Annotated in this window: 23 protein-coding genes; 15 read left to right on the top strand and 8 right to left on the bottom strand. The window is 37.2% G+C overall.

The features are described 5' to 3' along the window. Window positions 1–55: 55 nt before the first annotated feature. Window positions 56–712, bottom strand: coding sequence for a potassium channel family protein (locus ACM26V_RS09165; RefSeq protein ID WP_416151115.1), 657 nt, complete (start codon window positions 710–712; stop codon window positions 56–58). A 188-nt stretch (window positions 713–900) separates the two neighbouring features. On the opposite strand from ACM26V_RS09165, the gene ACM26V_RS09160 reads away from it, so the two are divergent. The 7 genes from ACM26V_RS09160 (at window position 901) to ACM26V_RS09130 (ending at window position 6480) form a co-directional block, all read left to right on the top strand. Beyond that, window positions 901–1329: a universal stress protein gene (locus ACM26V_RS09160; RefSeq protein WP_416151114.1), complete on the top strand. Its 429-nt coding sequence runs from the start codon at window positions 901–903 to the stop codon at window positions 1327–1329. Window positions 1330–1409: 80 nt separating this feature from the next. Beyond that, a complete protein-coding gene (locus ACM26V_RS09155) occupies window positions 1410–2489 on the top strand; it encodes a mechanosensitive ion channel family protein (RefSeq protein WP_416151113.1) in 1080 nt (359 codons plus the stop codon). Window positions 2490–2760: 271 nt separating this feature from the next. Then, window positions 2761–3006, top strand: coding sequence for a glutaredoxin family protein (locus ACM26V_RS09150; RefSeq protein ID WP_416151112.1), 246 nt, complete (start codon window positions 2761–2763; stop codon window positions 3004–3006). Window positions 3007–3032: 26 nt separating this feature from the next. Continuing rightward, entirely contained in the window at window positions 3033–4085 is a 1053-nt protein-coding gene (locus ACM26V_RS09145) for an HD-GYP domain-containing protein (protein WP_416151111.1), read from the top strand. 189 nt (window positions 4086–4274) lie between these two features. Further along, window positions 4275–4991 (top strand): 2,3,4,5-tetrahydropyridine-2,6-dicarboxylate N-acetyltransferase, encoded by a 717-nt coding sequence (gene dapD, locus ACM26V_RS09140; protein WP_416151110.1) that lies wholly within the window; start codon window positions 4275–4277, stop codon window positions 4989–4991. After that, window positions 4991–6121, top strand: coding sequence for an N-acetyldiaminopimelate deacetylase (locus tag ACM26V_RS09135; protein ID WP_416151109.1), 1131 nt, complete (start codon window positions 4991–4993; stop codon window positions 6119–6121). The genes dapD and ACM26V_RS09135 overlap by 1 nt, the downstream gene beginning before the upstream one ends. A 107-nt stretch (window positions 6122–6228) precedes the next feature. After that, a complete protein-coding gene (locus tag ACM26V_RS09130; protein ID WP_416151108.1) occupies window positions 6229–6480 on the top strand; it encodes a YkuS family protein in 252 nt (83 codons plus the stop codon). A gap of 63 nt (window positions 6481–6543) precedes the next feature. On the opposite strand, the gene ACM26V_RS09125 is transcribed toward ACM26V_RS09130, so the two are convergent. Further along, window positions 6544–7380 (bottom strand): mechanosensitive ion channel family protein, encoded by an 837-nt coding sequence (locus ACM26V_RS09125; RefSeq protein ID WP_416151107.1) that lies wholly within the window; start codon window positions 7378–7380, stop codon window positions 6544–6546. A 232-nt stretch (window positions 7381–7612) separates the two neighbouring features. Between ACM26V_RS09125 and ACM26V_RS09120 the strand changes: the two genes are divergently transcribed. Both ACM26V_RS09120 and ACM26V_RS09115 read left to right on the top strand, forming a co-directional pair. After that, window positions 7613–8158, top strand: a complete 546-nt coding sequence (locus ACM26V_RS09120; RefSeq protein ID WP_416151106.1) for a peroxiredoxin — start codon at window positions 7613–7615, stop codon at window positions 8156–8158. A 168-nt stretch (window positions 8159–8326) separates the two neighbouring features. Beyond that, window positions 8327–8995: a potassium channel family protein gene (locus ACM26V_RS09115; RefSeq protein ID WP_416151105.1), complete on the top strand. Its 669-nt coding sequence runs from the start codon at window positions 8327–8329 to the stop codon at window positions 8993–8995. A gap of 145 nt (window positions 8996–9140) precedes the next feature. Here ACM26V_RS09115 and ACM26V_RS09110 read toward each other — a convergent pair whose 3' ends face one another. The 5 genes from ACM26V_RS09110 to ACM26V_RS09090 form a co-directional block, all read right to left on the bottom strand. Continuing rightward, the gene (locus ACM26V_RS09110; protein WP_416151104.1) at window positions 9141–10079 is read right to left on the bottom strand and encodes a DUF4349 domain-containing protein; all 939 of its coding nucleotides are present in this window, start codon (window positions 10077–10079) and stop codon (window positions 9141–9143) included. A 136-nt stretch (window positions 10080–10215) separates the two neighbouring features. Then, window positions 10216–11880, bottom strand: a complete 1665-nt coding sequence (gene rnjA, locus ACM26V_RS09105) for a ribonuclease J1 (protein WP_416151103.1) — start codon at window positions 11878–11880, stop codon at window positions 10216–10218. Window positions 11881–11883: 3 nt separating this feature from the next. Then, window positions 11884–12096 (bottom strand): DNA-dependent RNA polymerase subunit epsilon, encoded by a 213-nt coding sequence (locus tag ACM26V_RS09100; protein ID WP_416151102.1) that lies wholly within the window; start codon window positions 12094–12096, stop codon window positions 11884–11886. A gap of 501 nt (window positions 12097–12597) precedes the next feature. Continuing rightward, window positions 12598–13179, bottom strand: a complete 582-nt coding sequence (gene def, locus ACM26V_RS09095; RefSeq protein WP_416151101.1) for a peptide deformylase — start codon at window positions 13177–13179, stop codon at window positions 12598–12600. Window positions 13180–13395: 216 nt separating this feature from the next. Further along, a complete protein-coding gene (locus ACM26V_RS09090; protein WP_416151100.1) occupies window positions 13396–13584 on the bottom strand; it encodes a YjcZ family sporulation protein in 189 nt (62 codons plus the stop codon). 219 nt (window positions 13585–13803) lie between these two features. On the opposite strand from ACM26V_RS09090, the gene ACM26V_RS09085 reads away from it, so the two are divergent. The 5 genes from ACM26V_RS09085 to lpdA all read left to right on the top strand — a co-directional run bounded on the left by ACM26V_RS09085 (window position 13804) and on the right by lpdA (window position 19834). Next, window positions 13804–14451 carry a YkyA family protein gene (locus ACM26V_RS09085; protein ID WP_416151099.1) on the top strand — a complete coding sequence of 216 codons (648 nt, stop codon included), beginning with the start codon at window positions 13804–13806 and terminating at the stop codon, window positions 14449–14451. A 507-nt stretch (window positions 14452–14958) separates the two neighbouring features. Continuing rightward, window positions 14959–16047 carry a pyruvate dehydrogenase (acetyl-transferring) E1 component subunit alpha gene (pdhA, locus tag ACM26V_RS09080; RefSeq protein ID WP_416151098.1) on the top strand — a complete coding sequence of 363 codons (1089 nt, stop codon included), beginning with the start codon at window positions 14959–14961 and terminating at the stop codon, window positions 16045–16047. A gap of 3 nt (window positions 16048–16050) precedes the next feature. Further along, on the top strand, window positions 16051–17028 hold the full coding sequence (locus tag ACM26V_RS09075; RefSeq protein WP_416151097.1) for an alpha-ketoacid dehydrogenase subunit beta: 978 nt from the start codon (window positions 16051–16053) through the stop codon (window positions 17026–17028). A gap of 96 nt (window positions 17029–17124) precedes the next feature. After that, a complete protein-coding gene (locus ACM26V_RS09070) occupies window positions 17125–18420 on the top strand; it encodes a dihydrolipoamide acetyltransferase family protein (RefSeq protein ID WP_416151096.1) in 1296 nt (431 codons plus the stop codon). A 4-nt stretch (window positions 18421–18424) separates the two neighbouring features. Continuing rightward, the gene (gene lpdA, locus ACM26V_RS09065) at window positions 18425–19834 is read left to right on the top strand and encodes a dihydrolipoyl dehydrogenase (protein ID WP_416151095.1); all 1410 of its coding nucleotides are present in this window, start codon (window positions 18425–18427) and stop codon (window positions 19832–19834) included. A gap of 75 nt (window positions 19835–19909) precedes the next feature. Here lpdA and ACM26V_RS09060 read toward each other — a convergent pair whose 3' ends face one another. Then, window positions 19910–20314, bottom strand: a complete 405-nt coding sequence (locus ACM26V_RS09060) for a hypothetical protein (protein WP_416151094.1) — start codon at window positions 20312–20314, stop codon at window positions 19910–19912. Window positions 20315–20707: 393 nt separating this feature from the next. Between ACM26V_RS09060 and ACM26V_RS09055 the strand changes: the two genes are divergently transcribed. Beyond that, on the top strand, window positions 20708–21628 hold the full coding sequence (locus ACM26V_RS09055; RefSeq protein ID WP_416151093.1) for a polysaccharide deacetylase family protein: 921 nt from the start codon (window positions 20708–20710) through the stop codon (window positions 21626–21628). The last annotated feature ends 19 nt before the right edge of the window (window positions 21629–21647 follow it).

Below are 21647 nucleotides of genomic sequence, written 5' to 3'. Positions count from 1 at the left end.
GAAAAGTGACAAGCTAAATTGAGCTTTGGTAATTTGAATACAAGATCACCTGGGTTTAGAGGGCTGCTTCTTGAAAACGCATTAAATCCTGTTTATTTCCAATGACTATAAAAATGTCACCTTGATTAAGCTTTTCACTTGGATCTGGTGTTACATTCACTTTTCCATTTTGTTTAATTGCTAAAATAGTACAACCGAAGCGAGCTCTCACATTTAGGTCAATAAGAGACTTGCCATTTACTTTTTTGCTAGCTAGGACTTCAACAATACTGTAATCAGCTGATAAATCAATGTAATCAATAACTTTTTCAGAAGTAAGGAATGATGCAATTCGGTTACCCATGTCTTTTTCAGGATGGAAGATTCGATCAGCACCAATTTTTTCTAATACTTTATGGTGATAATCATTTTGTGCTTTTACCCATACTCTAGGTATATTAAAATCTTTTAAGTGTAGCGTGCACAATATACTCGCTTGAATATCATCACCGATCGCAACAATGACGTGTTCAAAATTACGAATTCCGATTTTACTTAGTTCTGTTTCATCGGTCGCGTCACATAATAACGTCTGTGTTGCAAATGCACCAGCCATTTCTATCTTTTTCTCGGTTTTATCGATAGCAAGGACTTCATGCCCCATGTGGAATAATTCCTTACAAATACTTGTGCCGAAACGTCCTAAACCGATAATTGCGAATTGTTTTTTCATAATTGGGTACCTTCTTTTATGTAATATGATGCCAAATTATATCATTTACACTTACTGATTTTCAAGTTAATATGAAAAGAAAGCTAGTCTGGAATTTTTACTTTAAGGAATTTTGAAAAATTAGTAAGGATTTGCGAGCAAAAATAAATAGTATGATGATTCTCATAAAGAAAGTAGGGAGTAAAAAAATGATTATTGTACCTGTTGACGGATCGAGTCAATCTTTAAATGCATTAGATTTTGCTATAATGATGGCAGTAAATTATCAGGATAAGTTATTGTTATTGAATGTTCAGCCGAAAAGAGAAGCAAATTTTTCCGTGGAAGTTACGGATGATGAACAATGGGGGCAACAAGTAAAGGATAATGCCAAACGTCAATTAGAAGAAGCGATTGCATTTGTAGAAGGAAAAGTTCCGTATTCGACTAAGATGAGAATAGGTATTCCATCTATCGAGATTACTACAGAAGCAAAGGAAACCCATGCGACTAGTATTGTGATGGGTTCAAGAGGAAACGGACCTGTTGTTAGTGCAATCTTAGGAAGTGTGAGCTATGGTGTATTGCATTTATCACCTTGTCCTGTCACAGTAGTGCCAGGTCAAGAAAAAGGATGAAGAGTTGGAACTCTCTAGTAATCATTTAGAGGGTTCCTTTTTAAAAAGTGTAATCGAATAAGTATCTAAAGGAGAAAACTATGTTTGACTGGTTAACATTACTCACATGGCGTGATGCAACAATTTCGGTAGGTATTTTATTGCTATTTTTACTTTTTAGGAAGATTTTCACAACGTATATATTTAAGCTGATATTATATTTATCAAGAAAAGCACCAACTGAGTGGGTCACTAACATTTTATTGGCTTTTGAAAAACCTCTTCGATCCTTTTTTGTGGTGATTGGTTTTTATCTTGCCTTTTTATATTTATTACCGGATAGATTTGATGAAACGATTCATCATCTTTTTCGAACGTTAGTGATCATTCATATTGGCTGGGGATTATATTATTTATCTGCATCTAGTTCAATTATTTTTTCAAAAGTAGGCGAAAGATTAGATATTCAATTTGATCAAATTGTCGTGCCGTTCCTTTCTAAAATCATTCGATTTGCCTTGGTTGCGATGATACTAAGTATTGTTGCTAGTGAATGGGGGTATGATGTCAGCGGTTTTATTGCAGGTCTTGGTTTAGGCGGATTAGCGTTTGCGCTTGCAGCGCAAGATTCTATAGGAAATTTTTTCGGTGGTGTCGTAATTATTACGGAAAAACCGTTTACCTTAGGGGATTGGGTGAGTACTCCTTCGGTAGAAGGATTTGTCGAAGATATTACATTTCGCAGCACTAAAATACGTACATTTTCTGATTCGTTAGTGGTGGTGCCAAACTCGACGCTTGCCAATGAGCCGATAGAGAATTGGACTAAAATGGGGAAAAGGCAAATTACGTTTAACTTAGGTGTGTTGTATTCAACTCCTAGGGACAAAATTCAAACTTGTGTCGATCGAATTGATAAACTTCTTCGTGAGCGAGAAGATATTAACCAAGATATCATTATAGTTCGTTTTAGCGAGTTTAATGATAGTAGCCTAGATATTTTTCTTTATTTCTTCACGAACTCCACAATGTGGGTAGAGTATATGGAAATAAAACAAGATGTGAATTTACAAATTATGAATATACTTGAAGAGGAAGGTGTGTCAATTGCCTTTCCAACGAGAAGTATTTATATGGAAGAAAAAATAAAAGGTGTGGAAAAAGAGCAAGGTGATCAATGATTAAGGTCTTTCTTTATAAAAGCAAACTTTAATATATAGGTTATTTATAGTAAAATAAATAAGATATATTCTTTTAGTAGGATTATAGTCCTATTGATTTAAAAAGTTAACATCATTTTTTTCCGTTTGTTATTCAGTACAATAAAGAGAGATGAAATTGTTACGTTCATTGTGGGGAGATCATTTATTTATACAAGAAAAAGACTAGGTGTTGAAATAAATACTGAAATGTCTGCTGACAATAGTTTTGAAAACAAGGTGGGGGATTCAAATGACGAACAATGTAGTAGTTTTTACTAGTGAGGGCTGTTCTTATTGTGAGAAAGTTCTTGATTTTTTCAAGGGGCATGGGATTGAACCCCATCAACGAAACGTGTCTCATAATGAGGTGGATTTTAAAGAATGGAAGTCAATTAACCCAATTGGAACGCCACTCACTTGTTACGGGGAAAAACAAGTGGTCGGGTTCAATGAAAAAAAACTTCTTGCAATAGCGGAGCAATATAATTCGAAATGATTTCAAAGAAAGTTTGAGGGATAGTCATGAGGTACGTATCTATTGATAAAGTTGAACAAGGTGAAAAATTAGGAAAACATATTTTTGGTAGTGATGGACGTATCCTTCTAAATGACGGAGTTACATTAACAATTGGACTTATTTCAAAATTGCGCCAAATGGGTGTGACTTCTATTTTTGTTAAAGATGATCGTTTTGAGGAAGTCGAAATTGAAGAAGTAGTTTCTGAGACAACCAGACGAAAAGCGGTTGCAACATTGGCCAATTCGATTCAATTTATCCAACAAGATAAGCAAATTGACGGAAAATCAATTAGCAATGTTGTTGATCAAATGATTGAAGAGGTGATGGCTAATCCGGATGTTTTATTTCATTTGACAGATATTCGCACGAAAGATAATCATCTTTTCGTACATCTAGTGAATGTCTGTATTGTGTCAGTTATGGTAGCTGTTCAAATAGGTCTATCAAAACCACGGATTCAAGAATTAGCTGTTGGCTCACTATTACATGATGTAGGGAAATTAGTTGCAGAAGTAAAAAAAAGTGATGTCCCAGTAGGCTATCAGCAAAGTGATGAGTTAATGCAACATCATTCTTGGAAAGGTTTCAATTTACTAAGGAAGGCGCCGGACGTGAGCACACTATCTGCTCATATCGCGCTAGCTCATCATGAAAATGTCGATGGTTCAGGAAAGCCTCGGGGAATGTCAGGAAACGATATTCATTTCTTAGCAAAAATTGTTGCAGTAGCAAACGACTACGATCATTTAACTTCTGAAAATGAGTCGGATCCTGGATTGTTTCCGCACGAAGCTTGTGAGAGGATCATGGGACTTACTAATGTCCGTTATGATCATAACGTAGTGTGGAAGTTCTTGCGATGTATCGCCTTTTATCCATCTGGGGCACAAGTGAAACTGAGTAACGGATCGATAGGTGTAGTCACAGGTCAGCATAAAGGCTTGCCTCAACGGCCTATTGTCAGAACTTTTCGTCCAGATGGGGATGATTTTATCTTTAATGAAGTGGATTTAGCGAAAGAAACAACGGTATTTATTACAAAGGTCTTAACATAATCACAACTGCAAAGATGCCCTTTAGGGGGTGTCTTTTATTTACTAATTTTTGTTGAATTGATATGCTCAATACCAAATTTAAATAGTAAAACAGAGTAAATGAAATAAAAGAAACACAACGATTGCATTTTTTTGTTGTAATGACTATGATAAATAGGAGTTGTGATCTAATTTAAGGAGGAATTTTTCATGAAACAAATGGATGCAAATGAAATTATTAGTTTTATCTCGAATGCAGAAAAGTCAACACCGGTAAAAGTACATATTAAAGGTGACGTGGATGGCATTGATTTCGGTGCTAATACGAAATCATTTATTCAAGGAAATACAGGTGTGCTTTTTGGTGAGTGGAAAGATATTCAAGAAGCAATCAAAGTGAATGAAGCAAAAATTGAAGACTTCGTTGTTGAAAACGATCGTCGAAATTCCGCGATTCCTTTGCTAGACATGAAAAATATCCATGCTCGTATTGAGCCAGGAGCGTTTATTCGTGAACAAGTTGTTATTGGTGATTCTGCTGTCATTATGATGGGTGCATCGATAAATATTGGTTCTGTAGTCGGAGAAGGTACAATGATTGATATGAATGCTGTTCTTGGTGGAAGAGCTACTGTAGGAAAGAATTGTCATATCGGTGCCGGAGCTGTATTAGCTGGAGTCATTGAACCACCGTCTGCTAAACCAGTGATCGTGGAAGACGGTGTTGTAGTTGGTGCGAACGCTGTTGTCCTTGAAGGTGTAACAGTCGGTAAAGGTTCGGTTGTTGCAGCAGGAGCAATTGTAACGGAGGATGTACCGCCAAATACGGTTGTTGCAGGTACCCCAGCCAAAGTTATTAAAGAAATAGACGATCAGACAAGAGGTAAAACAGAAATTAAGCAAGAACTTAGAAAGCTTAATAACTAATGAATACGAATCATTTACAGGAGCGCTTGGTGGAACGACGCCGAGCGCTTCATCAAATTCCGGAGGCTGGTTTCAAAGAGACGAAGACACAGCGTTTTATTCTTGACGTAATTAATAAATGTTCACAGGGTTTTCTGGAATACACGACTTGGGAAACGGGTGTACTTGTCAAGATTACTGGAAGTGAGCCAACTAAAACGATCGGGTATCGTGCGGATATAGATGGTCTCCCAATTGTTGAAAAAACGAATCTACCTTTTTCATCAAAACATGAAGGTATGATGCACGCATGTGGTCATGACTTCCATATGACGATTGGTCTAGCCTTGGTTGAAGAATTTGCAGTTAACCAACCGAAACAAAATGTCGTCTTTGTTTTTCAACCGGCAGAAGAAGGCCCTGGTGGAGCAAAACCTCTTCTTGCTTCGAATCAATTTCAGTCTTGGAAACCGGATGAAATCTATGCGCTTCATATTGCTCCAGAACACCCAGTTGGAACTATTGCTACAAAACCGGGGATTCTGTTTGCTAATACGAGCGAATTGTTTATCGATTTTCTTGGGAAAGGCGGTCATGCTGCGTATCCAGATATGACTGAAGATATGGTAGTAGCGGCTAGTCATTTTGTGACGCAACTGCAGTCGATAGTTGCAAGAAATATTTCCCCTTTGGATTCAGCAGTGGTGACTGTTGGAAAAATTGAAGCAGGTACGAAGCAGAACATTATTGCTGAACGTGCACGAATTGAAGGGACGATTCGTACGTTATCGATTGAGTCAATGAACAAAATTAAATCAAGAATTGAAGGAATGGCTCGAGGGGTTGAGGAAAGTTTTTTCTGTGACTGTAAAATTGATTATGGTGCAAACTACTGTCAAGTCTATAATGAAGAGAAGTTGACAAATTCCTTTATTCAGTTTGCACAGGCATCTTCCCATGTTGATTTTAAAGTTTGTGATAAGGCGATGACAGGAGAAGATTTCGGGTATTTCCTTGAAGAAATTCCAGGGGTGATGTTTTGGCTAGGTGTCGACAGTGAGCACGGTCTTCATTCAAATAAACTAAATGCTGATGAAAGAGCATTGTCAGTAGCGGTTAACTACTTAACTGAGTTTATTACTAGTAGGTAGATACTTATCGTTGTTTTTTTGCTATAAAACAAGATTCGCCTTCATTTTTTGTATATCGTCTGGTCTAGTGGTGATACTACTAGCGTAAATAAAAGGAGGCGATTTTAATGGCAAGAGTAGGTGTTGAATCTTCATTAACAGACATCGAACAAGCATTGCAGGCACAGGGACATGAAGTTGTTTCTTTACAAAATGAACAAGATGCATCAGGCTGTGACTGCTGTGTTGTTTCAGGTCAGCAAGAAAATGTGATGGGAATGGCCGATACGACGACAAATGCGGCGGTAGTCTCAGCACAGGGATTAACGGCTGATCAAGTGTGTCAGCGGGTCGATCAATCAATACAGGCTCAATCATAATAAAAGACCTGATAGCTATTTTTAGCTGTCAGGTCTTAAGTATGTCTGTGAAGGTTATGCGCTTTAAGCTTCCTTATTAATAAAAACTTGATGTGGAAACGGAATTTCAATATTGTTCGCATCAAGAGCTTCTTTCATGGCCTGACGTAATTTTCTTTCCACGCCCCATTGCTCCATATTCGCTGTCTGAGCAATGACGCGAATGACTACTTCGCTATCTCCTAAGTTCTGCACACCGACAACGTGAGGGCCCTCTTTAATCAACTCGTCTTCTTGTGCAATTTGGTCACAAGCTTGTTGAAGGACTCTCATGGCTTCGTCAATGTTGTCGCCATAACTAATACTCATATCAACTAATGCTCTCATATTGGAGCGCGAGTGATTGCTGAGGGTGCCGATTTCCCGATTCGGAATGTAATGGACGGTACCGTCAAAACCTCTTATTTTTGTTGTACGTAAACCTACTTCTTCAACAATACCATCTAAACCAGAGACAGTGACATATTCATCTACCTCAAGTTGCTTTTCTAATAAAATAAAAAAACCAGTGACAACATCGCTTACAAGGCCTTGGGCACCAAATCCGACAGCGAGCCCTATAATACCAGCGCCGGCAATCAGTCCAGTTATGTTATATTCAAAGATTCCGACAATAAATGTGATCAAAATAAATATTAATACGTAAGAAAAAAGGTTATTCACTAATTTTTCCAATGTTTTTGAGCGACTCGCAGAGAAGTTTTTCTGGTTGCTCATTCTTGCAAAAGTATTAGAAATAAATTTTCTCCCAATAGATCGGATGATAAAAAATACAATGACAATTGCAATTAATTGGAGACCGACTGTTAATGCTTTTGTACCTATTTCTGTCCAATTAATCGCTTCAATCCATGCTTGCATATGTAATACTCCTTCCAAGATGTTTTTTAAGTCCATATTAGAGTTTACCACAATCGATAGGGTCTTTAAACGTATAGGGTTTCTAAAAAAAACGGGCTATTTTCAAGATCCATCGGAGTTTCAGAAAAGAATGAGATGGACATGATAAGAGAAGGCACTTATTATGTCCGTCGTAGTTTACGGAAGATAATCAGTGTCATAAAATAATAATACTCCTGGAGGGATTGTTGACATGACAGAAAAGCGAATGGTAGCTAAACAAGCACCGAGATTTGAGATGGACGCTGTAATGCCGAATAAAGAATTCGGAAAAGTGAGTTTAGAGGAAAATATGAAGCAGGATAAATGGACAGTTCTTTTCTTTTATCCGATGGATTTCACATTTGTATGCCCAACGGAAATCACTTCTATTAGTGATAGATATGATGAGTTTGAGGATTTAGATACAGAAGTTATCGGTGTATCTACTGATACAGTACACACACACCTTGCGTGGATAAATACAGATCGTGACGATAATGGACTAGGAGATTTAGATTACCCATTAGCAGCAGATACCAACCACCAAATTTCTCGTGACTACGGAGTGCTAATTGAAGATGAAGGGGTAGCTCTTCGAGGATTGTATATTATTAGTCCCGAAGGTGAATTAATGTATTCTGTTGTAAACCACAATAACATAGGGCGAGATGTAGAAGAAACGCTTCGCGTACTTCAAGCGCTTCAAACAGGTGGGCTTTGTCCAGCTGATTGGAAACCTGGGCAAGCTACACTGTAAGGCAAGTTGAAATCCCCCCCCACGCCACTTACCACTTATACATGGTTTCAAACCAAGTGAAGGATTTTTTGCCACTTTTTTTCAATATAACGATATACTCTAATTGAAACTAAATGTTTTTCTCTGTATGATAGAAGAAAAGTGAAGTGAGAAAATCGGGGGATCAGAATGAAAAAACAATTTGCCGTCATAGGTTTAGGTCGTTTTGGGGGGAGTATTTGTAGTGCTTTAAGTGAGCAAGGAGTGGAAGTCCTTGCTATTGATACGGATGAAGACAAGATCAATAAATACGCTTCGATTGCGACTCATGCTGCTGTAGCGGATACGACAGATGAGAATACTTTGAAAAGTTTAGGAATCCGTAACTTTGATCATGTAATAGTTGCGATAGGGGACAATATTCAATCAAGTATTTTAACTACATTAATGCTAGTTGAGCAAGGAGTTAACCATATAACGGTTAAAGCACAGAATGATTATCATGAGAAAGTGTTAAATAAAATCGGGGCACATAAAGTGGTTCATCCTGAGCGTGATATGGGGATTCGTATTGCCCATAATATTGTTTCAAAAAACGTTCTGGATTACTTAGAACTGTCTGATGAATATAGTATTGTTGAGTTAATTGCAGGAAAGACAGTGGATGGACGCACTTTAATCGACTTGGATATCCGCGCGAAATACGGGTGCAACATCATGGCAATTAAACGAGAAGATGATATTAATGTATCACCAGCGGCTACGGAAGAGCTTAAAAAAAATGATATTGTGATTGTGATCGGTGCAGATAAAGATATTAACCAAATGGAAGACGATTTATTTGATGATGAAGATTGATGATAGTAGAAAAACTTGGGTTGTCGCCAAGTACTTCATGGCGAAAGTCTTAGTTTATCTTATACTTTAATCCTTTAGTGAAGTTAAACATTCTTAAAGTATTAAAAAAAGTGGCCTCGTACTTTTGAGGCCATCTTTTTTTACATTATAATTCATCAGTTTCCTGGTTATTTTTTCGTCGTTTATAAAAGATAAAAACACTAATTCCAATAACAGCAAGTGGAATTACTACTGGTGATAATCCTACAAACAATACAAATGCTCGAGAAAAAACTGAAATGATAACGTTTATTGTGTCCATGAATAAGCTCTGTGCATGCTGTAACGTATTTAATGATTCTTGGTCTTGTAAACTCGATACATTTATTGATCTTTCCTGTATATGAATGGTAACTGTCGATAATTCTACATGATTTTGTAAATACAACTTTCTACCTTTAATCCGTTCGATGTCTTCTTGAACGTCTGATAGATCATTTGAGATGGAAAGGAGATCTTCCGTATTGTTTGCTTCTGCTAGAAATGCAAGCAAACGCTCTTCAACGGTTTCTTTCGAGCGGAGTTGTGATTCTAAATCGACAAATTCTTCGGTTACATCATTTCCACTTGTAGCCTTTTCTAATACTTTTGAGCTAGTTGTTTCTAAATCATTGAGGAACGAATGGAAATATTCTTGAGGTATTCTCACAATTAGCATCCCATTTTGTCTGTCATTTTCACTTCCTTGTTGATAGACGGAAGATTCAACAACAAATCCGCCTAGTTGATCTACTTCATCTTGAATATGGATTCTGGCATCATTAAAATCATTGACTTCAATCGAGATATCACCATTGTAAATCACCATTCGCTCACTTGATTGTAAATCTTCAGATTGTTCGCCTTCCTCAACATTTGCTACCTCTCCCGAACTTGCTTGTTCATCTTCAGCTTCAACGAATCCATTCTCTGAATCGTTTGTTGCCACATCATAGGAAGCATCGCTATCACTTTCATTGTTACTACTACATGCAGAAAGAAACCCGATGAAAAATAGAATAAGTAGTGAAGGAAATATAAATCTATTGCGTTTTATTCTAGTCATAACTACGTTCCCCCTTCTTTTTCTGCCTCTTCGCATTGTTAGACGGGGAATGATCATATAAAGTTACAAAACGATCAAGAAAGTAAAGAAATAAAAAACGAGCAGGAATGTGTTATTCCTACTCGTTAGAATTTAATTATACTTCCATTATAATTGGTAAAATCATTGGTTTACGTTTTGTTTTTTCGTATAAAAATGGTCCTAAGGTATCGGTAATCTGATTTTTAATTTCTGACCATTGTGTTGTTTTATTTCCCATCAAACTTTTCAGATGAACGTCAAGTTTCTTTTGTGCTTCATGAATTAAATCTCCTGACTCTCTCATGTAAACAAACCCTCTTGAAATGATGTCAGGACCGGATGCAATTTTAAACTCTTTCATGTTGAGACTAACGACGACAACTACTAGTCCTTCTTCTGATAGAATACGTCTATCACGTAGAACGATATTTCCAATATCTCCAATTCCACTTCCATCAACATAGATAGAGCCGGAAGGAACTTTTCCTGCTAGACCAGCTTCGTTTTTGTCTAGTGCTAGAACTTCACCAATGTCCATAATGAAACAATTTTCTTCTGGTACACCGCAATCTTGCGCAAGCTTTGTGTGCATTTTTAGCATGCGATACTCTCCGTGAATAGGTAAGAAGTACTTAGGCTTCATAAGTCGAAGCATCAGCTTTTGTTCTTCTTGTCCACCGTGACCTGAAGTGTGAATATCACTTAATGATCCGTGAATGACTTCGGCGCCTGCGCGGAAAAGCTGATTGATGATTTTACTAACACTTAAATTATTCCCAGGTATCGGTGAAGATGAGAAAACAACCGTATCTCCAGGGTAAATTTGGATTTGACGGTGAGTACCATGTGCAATTCGAGATAGCGCGGCCATCGGTTCACCTTGACTGCCTGTACAAAGAATTAATAATTGATCGGCAGGAACTTTGTTTAACTGTGATGATTCTATAAATGTACTTTCAGGTGCTTTAATATAACCAAGCTCTCTACCAATTCTGATGGCTGATTCCATACTTCGTCCAAATACAGCAACTTTCCTTTCGTATTTGACTGCTGATTCTACAGCTTGCTGTAACCTATACATATTTGATGCAAAAGTCGCAAAAATAATTCGACCATCTACTTTTCTGAAAATGGCGTCGATACTTTCACCGACTTTTCGTTCAGACATAGTGAATCCCGGGACTTCACTGTTTGTACTGTCAGATAACAAACATAGGACACCATCTTCACCAATCTTCGCCATTTTTGATAAATTTGCCGGTTCCCCAACTGGAGTAAAATCAAATTTGAAATCTCCTGTTTGGACAATACTTCCAGATGGTGTTTTAACGACAACTCCAAACGAATCAGGAATACTGTGTGTTGTCCTGAAAAAAGAAACGGAAGTTTTCTGGAATTTGATAATGTCATCTTCATTAATTTCATGAAGTTCTGCAGTTCTTAGTAAGCCATGCTCTTCTAACTTATTTCGGATTAAAGCTAGAGCAAGTTTCCCTCCGTATATAGGTACGTTTAGCTCTTTTAATAAATATGGAATCCCGCCGATGTGATCTTCGTGACCATGGGTGATAAAAAGACCTTTAATTTTATCAGCATTTTTCACTAAATACGTATAATCAGGTATCACATAGTCAATGCCAAGTAATTCATCTTCAGGAAATTTAATTCCAGAATCGATAATAATAATTTCATCTTGGAATTGAACTCCATACATGTTTTTTCCGATTTCGCCCAGACCGCCGAGAGCAAATATTGCTACTTGATGATTTTTAGCCTTCATAATCTATGCATTCTCCAATCGGAAATCAAGATTATTTTCTTGTTCGTAAGCAAGGGCCTCATCAGATAATGGCGTAACGAATTCAATGTTGTACTTACGATCCGTAAGTTTTTTTCGAACTTCCTCTTCAGTTGATGCGTCGATGTAAAGAGTATTTGTTCGTTCTCTTACTGGGATTTCGGTTAATGTTTTTTGATAAAATACTTTAAAAATCATGTCATTCTCTCCTTTTTGTATTAAGAATTTTATTAAATAGGATTCTTTTGGTATCTGACAGTTAAACCTCAAGACAATTGATCCTATGTAAAAGCGTTGGAATTCGGTTACTCATTTAATTTAAAGTAAAACGCCACAAAGTAATTCTTCTTTTTACCATATTACAGAAAGAAGAATGAGTGAAGTATACATATAAATTTTATAGAAGTAAAATCCGGGAACTATTCTTATAAACGTTCTCTCCACCTTTTCAATATTTTAAACCCTCTAACCTTTTAATTCAAGGTTCTTGTTTAATAGAAAACGGGAAAGATCGATTTTATTAACGAGAAGCGACGGAAAAAGTCAATACATAAGCATGAAAACTACAGTATAAAAGAATTCTTAGTTATTGATGTTGTTTATGGAAGAGATTATGGCTTTTATAAAATTTTACTCTTGTTGCCAAATGCATAACTTTATAAAGAAAAAAATAACTCCTAACAAAAAACCTCTCCGTACTTAGGAGAGGGGAGAATCTTGCTCATTTCGTTTAATAATTTCGTTTGGAGGTAAGGGAACTTTGTAAGGATCATCACCTTCAATGCGATCATAGAACATGATACCGTTCAAATGATCTAATTCATGTTGGAAAACAATTGCTAAAAAGCCGCGGAGACGTTTGACGACTTTTTCTCCATTCAAATCGTAACCCTCAATTTTAACTCTTGCATACCGTGGGACGATGCCAGGCACTTCACGGTCAACTGATAAACAACCTTCGCCGGATTCCAAATGAGTTGTTTCAATAGAATGGCTAATGATTTTAGGGTTAAATAACGCATATTCAAGTAATTCTTCATTTTGATCTGTTGTTCTGACAACAATCATCCGTTTATTTACGTTAAGTTGTGGAGCTGCTAACCCAACACCTGGACGTAAATCATATTTTTCAGCTATCTCTGGGTCTTGACTATGTACAAGAAATTCCATCATTTTATTTAATAGTTGTTTATCTTCTTCAGAAGGAGGAATTTCTACTTCATTAGCAATTTTTCGCAAAGATGAATGTCCTTCACGAACGACATCTTTCATTGTAAGCATGGGATATCTCCTTTCAGTTTTCGGTATGTTTAGTTGATGAAATACTCGTCTTTCTTTATAAGCATAAACAGTCTTAAATGAGAAGCGCAAGTGCCTTGAAGATCGACGGAATAATTACATTCAGATATCATTATAATAATATTACACTTTTTTATCATTTAAAGAAAGAAAAAGAAAGTGAACTGAAATTGTTCACTTCCTTTTCGTGGGAATGGATTAACAGTGGTGTTGTTTAGATGCTCCTACAATAATTAATAGGATGAAAAGTACCACAATCAGGGCAAATCCTTTCCCAGCTCCTGTAGCAGCACCTGCTACTTGTGATGGGTATCCATAACCGTAACTTGGAGCTGCCTGCCCATAACCGCAAGGGTCACAGCACTGACCGCCATCGTATCCGTACATAAGAATGCCTCCTTTTTTCTTTCGACCGCTTAGTTAGCGGCGTAATAACATGCTATGCACCTTTTGTTTAATGGAGTGGATGAATACCTAGAAAATTGTTATTTGCCTGAAATAAATTTAAGTGTAGTAAAAAAAGAGCTTGTAAAAACCTTGGAAATAAGGTAATTTGATAAATGAATGCTATTACTGTTGAGTGAGTTATTTTAGGAGGGGCTTTGTTTGAAAAAGATCTATCTGTTTGTTCTATTTGCAGCTATGATGGTCGTCTATACAGCATGTTTTGGAGAACAACCAGCTGAATTAATGTACGATCACTTAGAAGAATCTGTACAAATAGAAAACGAAATTGAAGGAAAGCAAGACCCGTTAACGAATGCGGAACAAGAAGAAGTTAATTTGTATGAAGAAATGCTCACTCTGTCTTCTGTAGAAGAAATTGAACCACTGGCGGATCAAGCAATAGAATCTGCAGACACTAGAAGAGAGCTTATGGAAGAAGAGAAAGAATTAATTGAAGAATCATATTTGATTTTTCAAGAAGCTGAACAGTATGTTGACGATATCGATGACGAAGATGTCTTACAGGCTGCTAACAGTGTTGTCGAAACGATGAATGAACGTTATGACGTTTACATGCAGTTACATGAAGCTTATACGCATTCAATAGACCTAGATATTCTTTTATATGAAATGGCAAAGGATGAAGAAGTTGAAGTGGATGAATTACAGGAGCAACACGATACTGTAAATGAAGCTTACAGCGAAATCTCTCAATTGAATGACCAATTCAATCAGTTAACCAATGACTATAACGATGCGAAAGTGAACTTCTATGAAACAGCTGAATTAAATGTGACCTTTGAGTAAATGGAAATAAAATGAAAAAGAAAGGAAGGCATTCTTCCTTTCTTTTTTTGTGCTCTTAGAAATTCCGACAAATGTTTTATTAGTATTTTTTATTTCGATTATATTTATTAAAGGCGCTATGTGGGATAGTGTAGTTAAAATGGTATAACAGTTTCTAAATATCCATGTAACAGTTATATTTTTTTGTGAATGAGTAAACAACATAAATATGATAATAAACTATTAAAACGTGTGCAAAAGCGTTGACGAAAGATAAGAAAGTCGTGTAAACTGAGATTAGCAAAAAAGTAAGTTGTATCACTTGTTTTAAAAACAAACTATTACAGTGTTGATTTTAAAATGAATGATTATTTTTTTAAGAAGAGGGAATAAAATCACTGAGTTATACAATGAACGTGTCGAATCACATGGATAAAGTTGAACTTGGGTACTTTAATTAAGAGTGATTCAGGCAATAATAGTGATTAATTGATTTAGACGATAAGAAAGGATGAGGTGAACAGATTCATGGAAAAGACAAAAGAATTAAAACAAATTGAAGATCAGTTCAAAACGTTTCAAATTCTCGACGAAGAAGGAAAAGTAGTTAACGAAAAAGCGATGCCTAAATTATCCGATGAAGAGTTAAAAGAATTAATGACGCGGATGGTGTATACACGTATATGGGATCAAAGAGCTATCTCATTAAACCGCCAAGGCCGTTTAGGCTTCTATGCTCCTGTAGCCGGACAAGAAGCTTCAATGATCGGTTCTCAATTTGCACTTGAAAAACAAGACTGGATTTTACCAGGTTACCGTGATATTCCACAAATTCATTATCATGGTGTGCCACTAGATCAAGCTTTCCTTTGGTCACGAGGACATTTCATGGGAGGGCAAATGCCAGAAGGTGTGCGAGTAATGATGCCACAAATTATCATTGGAGCACAAATTACACAAACTGCTGGTGTCGCAATGGGACTTAAGAAAAATAAGGAAGATGCTGTTGCGATTACTTATACTGGTGACGGTGGTGCTTCCCAAGGTGATTTCTACGAAGGCATGAACTTTGCAGGAGCATTTAATTCTCCAGCGATCTTTGTTGTCCAGAATAATCGCTTTGCGATTTCAGTTCCAGTAGAAAAACAATCTGCTGCTGGTACGATTGCACAAAAAGCTGTTGCCGCAGGAATTCATGGCGTTCAAGTTGATGGAATGGATATTCTAGCTGTTTATGCAGCAACCAAAGAAGCTCGTCAAAGAGGTCTTGATGAAAATGGACCAACATTGATTGAAACACTTACTTACCGCTATGGACCGCATACAATGGCCGGTGATGATCCTACAAGATACCGAACATCTGATGAAGACGATGCTTGGGAAAAGAAAGATCCACTCGTTCGATTCCGTAAGTTCTTAGAAGGTAAGAAACTATGGACAGAAAAAGAGGAAGAGAAGATCGTAGAACAAGCGAAAGAAGATATTAAAGCAGCTATTAAAAAAGCAGATGGAGCTCCTAAACAAAAAGTGTCAGATTTAATCTCGAATATGGCGGAAGAACTTCCCGCTAATTTGAAGGAGCAATTGGAATATTATAAAGAAAAGGAGTCGAAGTAAGTTATGGCGCAAATGACGATGATTCAAGCAATAACGGATGGAATGCGAAATGAACTAAAGAATGACGAAAAAGTTCTCGTTTTCGGAGAAGATGTTGGCCAAAATGGCGGTGTCTTCCGAGCGACTGAAGGTTTGCAAAAAGAGTTTGGCGAAGACCGTGTATTTGATACACCATTAGCTGAATCTGGAATTGGCGGATTAGCTACAGGGTTAAGTGTTACAGGTTTCCGAGCAGTGATGGAAATCCAGTTTTTTGGTTTTGTTTTTGAAACGTTCGATGCAGTTGCCGCTCAAATGGCTCGTATGCGGTATCGTTCAGGTGGAACATACAATGCACCAGTGACGATTCGTGCTCCTTTTGGTGGTGGTGTGAAGACGCCTGAACTACATGCTGATAGTCTGGAAGGGCTAATGGCTCAATCACCAGGATTGAAAGTAGTTATCCCATCTTCACCGTATGATGCGAAGGGCTTATTAATATCTGCTATTCGTGATAACGATCCTGTAGTTTTTCTAGAGCACATGAAATTATATCGTTCTTTCCGTGAAGAAGTTCCGGAAGAAGAGTATACATTACCATTAGGCGAAGCGGCAGTTAAACGTGAAGGTTCTGATATTTCAATCATCACGTATGGGGCAATGGTTCATGCTTCATTAAAAGCAGCAGAATCATTGGAAAAAGATGGCATTTCAGCTGAAGTCATTGATTTGCGCACAGTGAGTCCAATTGATATTGATACAATTATTCAATCTGTTGAAAAAACAAATCGTGCAATTGTTGTTCAAGAAGCGCAAAAACAAGCTGGAATTGCTGCTAGTGTTGTCGCAGAAATTAATGAGCGAGCAATTTTAAGTCTTGAAGCACCTGTACTAAGAGTAACAGCACCTGATTCTGTATTCCCATTTGCATCTGCTGAAGATGTTTGGCTTCCAAATCACAAAGATATTATTGATAAAGCAAAGCAAGTCATTGAATTTTAATTAATACTACTAAATAGATCAAGGAGAAGTGAACTTTATCATCACTCCTTGGTTCTCTTTTAAATTAATACGATATATAGAAATGGAGGCATTACTATGGCATATGAGTTTAAACTTCCTGATATAGGTGAAGGGATTCACGAAGGTGAAATTGTAAAGTGGGAAGTAAAAGAAGGTGACGAAGTAAAAGAAGACGATGTCTTGTGTGAAGTTCAAAATGATAAAGCAGTTGTAGAAATACCATCTCCGGTCGATGGGAAAGTTCTTAAATTACATGTCGAAGAGGGCGTTGTAACAGAAGTTGGAACTGTCGTCATCTCGTTTGAAACGGATGCGGAACAACCAGCTGAAGCGCATGGCAGTGATGAAGAGGAAGAAGAAAAAGAGCAAGAGCAAGAGCAAGAACAAGAATCTGCTGAGGCTTCAAAAGAAGAAGAAAAGCCTGTAGAAGAAGTTGATGAGAACAGTCGTATAATCGCAATGCCATCTGTTCGGAAATATTCAAGAGAGAAAGAAGTAAATATTCGTAAAGTGAAAGGCACAGGCAAAAATGGTCGTGTATTGAAAGATGATGTTGATGCTTATCTTTCAGGAGATAGTAAGCCAGCTGAATCAACACAAACTGATTCTACTGAAACTTCAGCAAAAGAAGAAAAGAAATCAGTAGCTGCTTATACTCCAGCAAATGAAGAGCTTGAAACGCGTGAAAAGATGTCAGGTATCCGTAAAGCGATTTCTAAAGCAATGGTTAATTCTAAGCATACGGCACCGCACGTGACATTAATGGATGAGATTGAAGTAACTGATCTTGTTGCCCATCGTAAGCAATTCAAACCAGTAGCAGAAGAAAAAGGTGTTAAATTAACTTATCTACCTTATGTAGTGAAAGCTTTAACGTCTGCTATTCGTGAATACCCAATATTAAATACTTCTCTTGATGACTCAACAGAAGAGATTGTCCATAAACATTATTACAATATTGGAATTGCTGCCGATACGGAAAAAGGATTAATGGTACCTGTAGTAAAAGATACAGATCGTAAATCGATATTTAGTATCTCGGATGAAATTAATCAACTTGCTACAAAAGCACGTGAAGGATCCTTATCATCCGCAGAAATGAAAGGCGCTTCGACGACGATTACAAATATCGGGTCTGCTGGTGGACAATGGTTTACGCCGGTTATTAATCATCCAGAAGTGGCAATTCTAGGACTAGGTCGTATTGCTGAAAAAGCGGTTGTTCGTGATGGAGAAGTTGTTGTAGCTCCAGTTTTAGCCTTGTCATTAAGCTTCGATCACCGTATCATTGATGGTGCAACAGCTCAACATGCGTTGAACCACATTAAACGTTTATTAAATGATCCACAATTACTAGTAATGGAGGGATAAGTATATGGTAGTAGGAGATTTTCCGGAAGAAGTAGACACGTTAGTCATTGGTTCGGGCCCTGGTGGATATGTTGCAGCGATTCGTGCAGCACAACTAGGCCAAAAAGTAACAATTGTAGAAAAAGATAACATGGGGGGCGTTTGTTTAAATGTCGGATGCATCCCATCAAAGGCGTTGATTGAAGCGGGTCACCGATATCATAATGCTGGTAATTCTGATGATATGGGTATCTCTGTTGGTGAAGTGAAACTTGACTTCTCGAAAGTGCAAAAATGGAAGCAGACTGTCGTTGATAAGTTGACAGGTGGCGTCGAGGGACTTTTGAAAGGTAACAATGTTAACATCGTTAAAGGTGAAGCGTATTTCGTTGATGATTCATCAGTTAAAATTATGGACGAAAAAAGTTCACAAACGTATAAATTTAAACATTGTATCGTAGCAACTGGATCGACCCCAATTGAATTACCGAATTTCAAATTCAGTGATAAAGTTATTTCTTCTACTGGCGCACTCAGCCTTAAAGAAGTACCTAAGAAAATGATTGTTATTGGTGGAGGTTACATCGGAATTGAACTTGGATCAGCATATGCTAACCTTGGTTCTGAAGTAACAATCCTTGAAGGGACGAAGTCAATCTTACCTGGATTTGAAAAGCAAATGAGTCAACTTGTTGCGCGGCGATTGAAAAAAGCGGGAGTTACGATTAAAACGGAAGCTTTCGCGCAAGAAATGGAAGAAACAAAAACAGGCGTAAAAGTGAAAGCGGAAGTGAAAGGCGAAGTAGAAGAATTTGAAGGAAATGTTCTTTTAGTAACTGTCGGACGTAAAGCTAACACTGAAGAACTAGGATTGGAACAAGCTGGTGTGGAACTGGACGATAAAGGTATTGTTAAAATTGATAAACAATGTCGTACGTCTGCTGAGAATATTTTTGCAATTGGTGACATCGTGGCAGGCCCAGCATTAGCTCACAAAGCATCCTATGAAGCGAAAGTAGCTGCTGAAGCTATCTCTGGAGAACCTTCTGAAATAGACTATACAGCGATTCCTGAAGTTGTATTTTCTGGACCGGAACTTGCAAGCGTTGGTCTTAATGAACAAAAGGCTAAAGATGAAGGCATAGATTATGTTGCATCTAAATTTCCATTCCAAGCAAATGGACGTGCATTGTCGCTTAATGAGTCTGAAGGCTTTATGAAGATGATCACTCGCAAAGAAGACGGTCTTGTGTTAGGTGTACAAATTGCAGGACATAACGCTTCTGATATGATTTCTGAAGCGTGTGTAGCGATTGAAGCTGGCATGACTGCAGAAGATCTAGCGTTAACGATCCATGCTCACCCATCTTTAGGCGAAATTACAATGGAAACAGCGGAAGTTGCTTTAGGCACGCCGATCCATATTGTAAAATAATATAAAAAAACTTGCACAGCTAATTGCTGTTGCAAGTTTTTTGTTTAGAGCTCATTTAAATTAGATCTTGTTTATTTAAGACGCTTCATCACTGTTCTGTTGTAGGCTAGCTTCTAATTTTTTATAGATAGATGAAAAGTCCTGTGCACCCTCTATTCGTAAAGTGACTTCGAGATCATTAACTAACAACAAAGTAGGATAAGTATCAATCTCATAGTAGTTGACTATTTCTTCGTCTGACTCGTAGACAACATTGACGTTAGAAAGCTTATTTGGATACTTATATTGGACGTCGATCAAGGCGTCATAATAGTTATTTTCTTTACGTTTGTCACTCTCATCAGTAAATAAAACGGTCACAGTTGAATCCTGGTCATCATTACTTTCAAGAAATGGGTAACTAGTCATAATCTCTTGTGAAGAGCAGCTTGTTAAGTATAGGCATGAAGATAGAAAAATACATAATAAAATGCGACTCATTCATGCTCACTTCCTTCCATTAACCGTATCTTGTCATTTCGTTAATTCAATATTACCATCTATCAACAGTGTAAAGGGTCTCGTAATCAAACTGTTATCTAAACGCAAACAATAGGGAATGATCGAAGGTAATATGTAATATTGTTGATTTTTGAAACTAAAGAAACGATTGTAATAAACGTTCTATACTAATATAGACGGATGAAAGCGATGAAAAGTTTCACAAAATGAGCAAATAAACTGAAATATTAATCGGAAATTAACTTATTTACATTGGCTAGAAAAAGTGAAGCCAATAAGTGGTATAGAAGAATGATTCTATTTTTCGAGTAAATATGATAGAGTTTGGATGGGATGATAGTGATTAAATTGAAAACTGAAAGAGGGATGGACATGAGACGAGCAAAATACATCAGCGTAGCTTTAACATTAGCAATTTTTTTAAATGCATGTGGAAACGACGAGGAGACAGAATCTCCTGAGAATGATAATGAATCAGAGATAATACAAGAGGAAGAAGACGAGAACAACGAAGGTAATGAATCAGCTAATGATAATGAAAATCAGGCAATAGATGATCTTAACGAAAACAATGATTTAGTGGGAAATAACAATGATGTAAATGACGAAGTAAACGAAGAGAGGGAAGAAAATGAGGAGATTGCCGTGGAAGATTTAGACCCTGCGTATGAGATCGGTGAGATTAATGGTGTTAATTATCCTATTAGACCGATAGACGATGCAAATGAGGAAGTTGTTTTGTTAACAATTGATGATGCCCCAGATAACCACGGACCAGAAATGGCGCACATCTTAAAAGATTTAGATGCAGGAGCGATCTTTTTTGTGAATGGTCACTTTATTAATACAGATGAGGGAAAAGAAGACTTAAAAGAAATTCATGACTTAGGTTTTGAAATTGGTAATCATACGATGAGCCATCCAAATTTAAATGACATTTCTGAGGAAGAACAATATGAAGAAATCGTTCATCTTAATGATCTTATTGAAGAAATTATTGGGGAACGACCAAGATTTTTCCGCGCGCCGTTTGGAGCAAATACGGACTATTCTAAAAAACTTTTGGAAGAAGAAGGTATGCAGTGGATGAATTGGAGTTATGGGTATGATTGGGAAGCAGATTATATGGAAAAAGAGGCGTTAGAAGAAATTATGGTTGAAACGGAGCTTCTAGGAAATGGCGCGAACTTGTTGATGCATGATCGAGAATTTACTAAAGACGCATTGCCGGGAATTGTCGAAGGACTTCGTGAAAAAGGGTACGAAATTGTCGACCCTGCTTTGATCAAATAACGTAAAGGATAGGGTAATT

The sequence above is a fragment of the Salipaludibacillus sp. HK11 genome (assembly GCF_047795645.1).
Taxonomy (GTDB): Bacteria; Bacillota; Bacilli; order Bacillales; family Salisediminibacteriaceae; genus Salipaludibacillus.
This window is presented reverse-complemented; position numbering and strand designations above follow the sequence as displayed.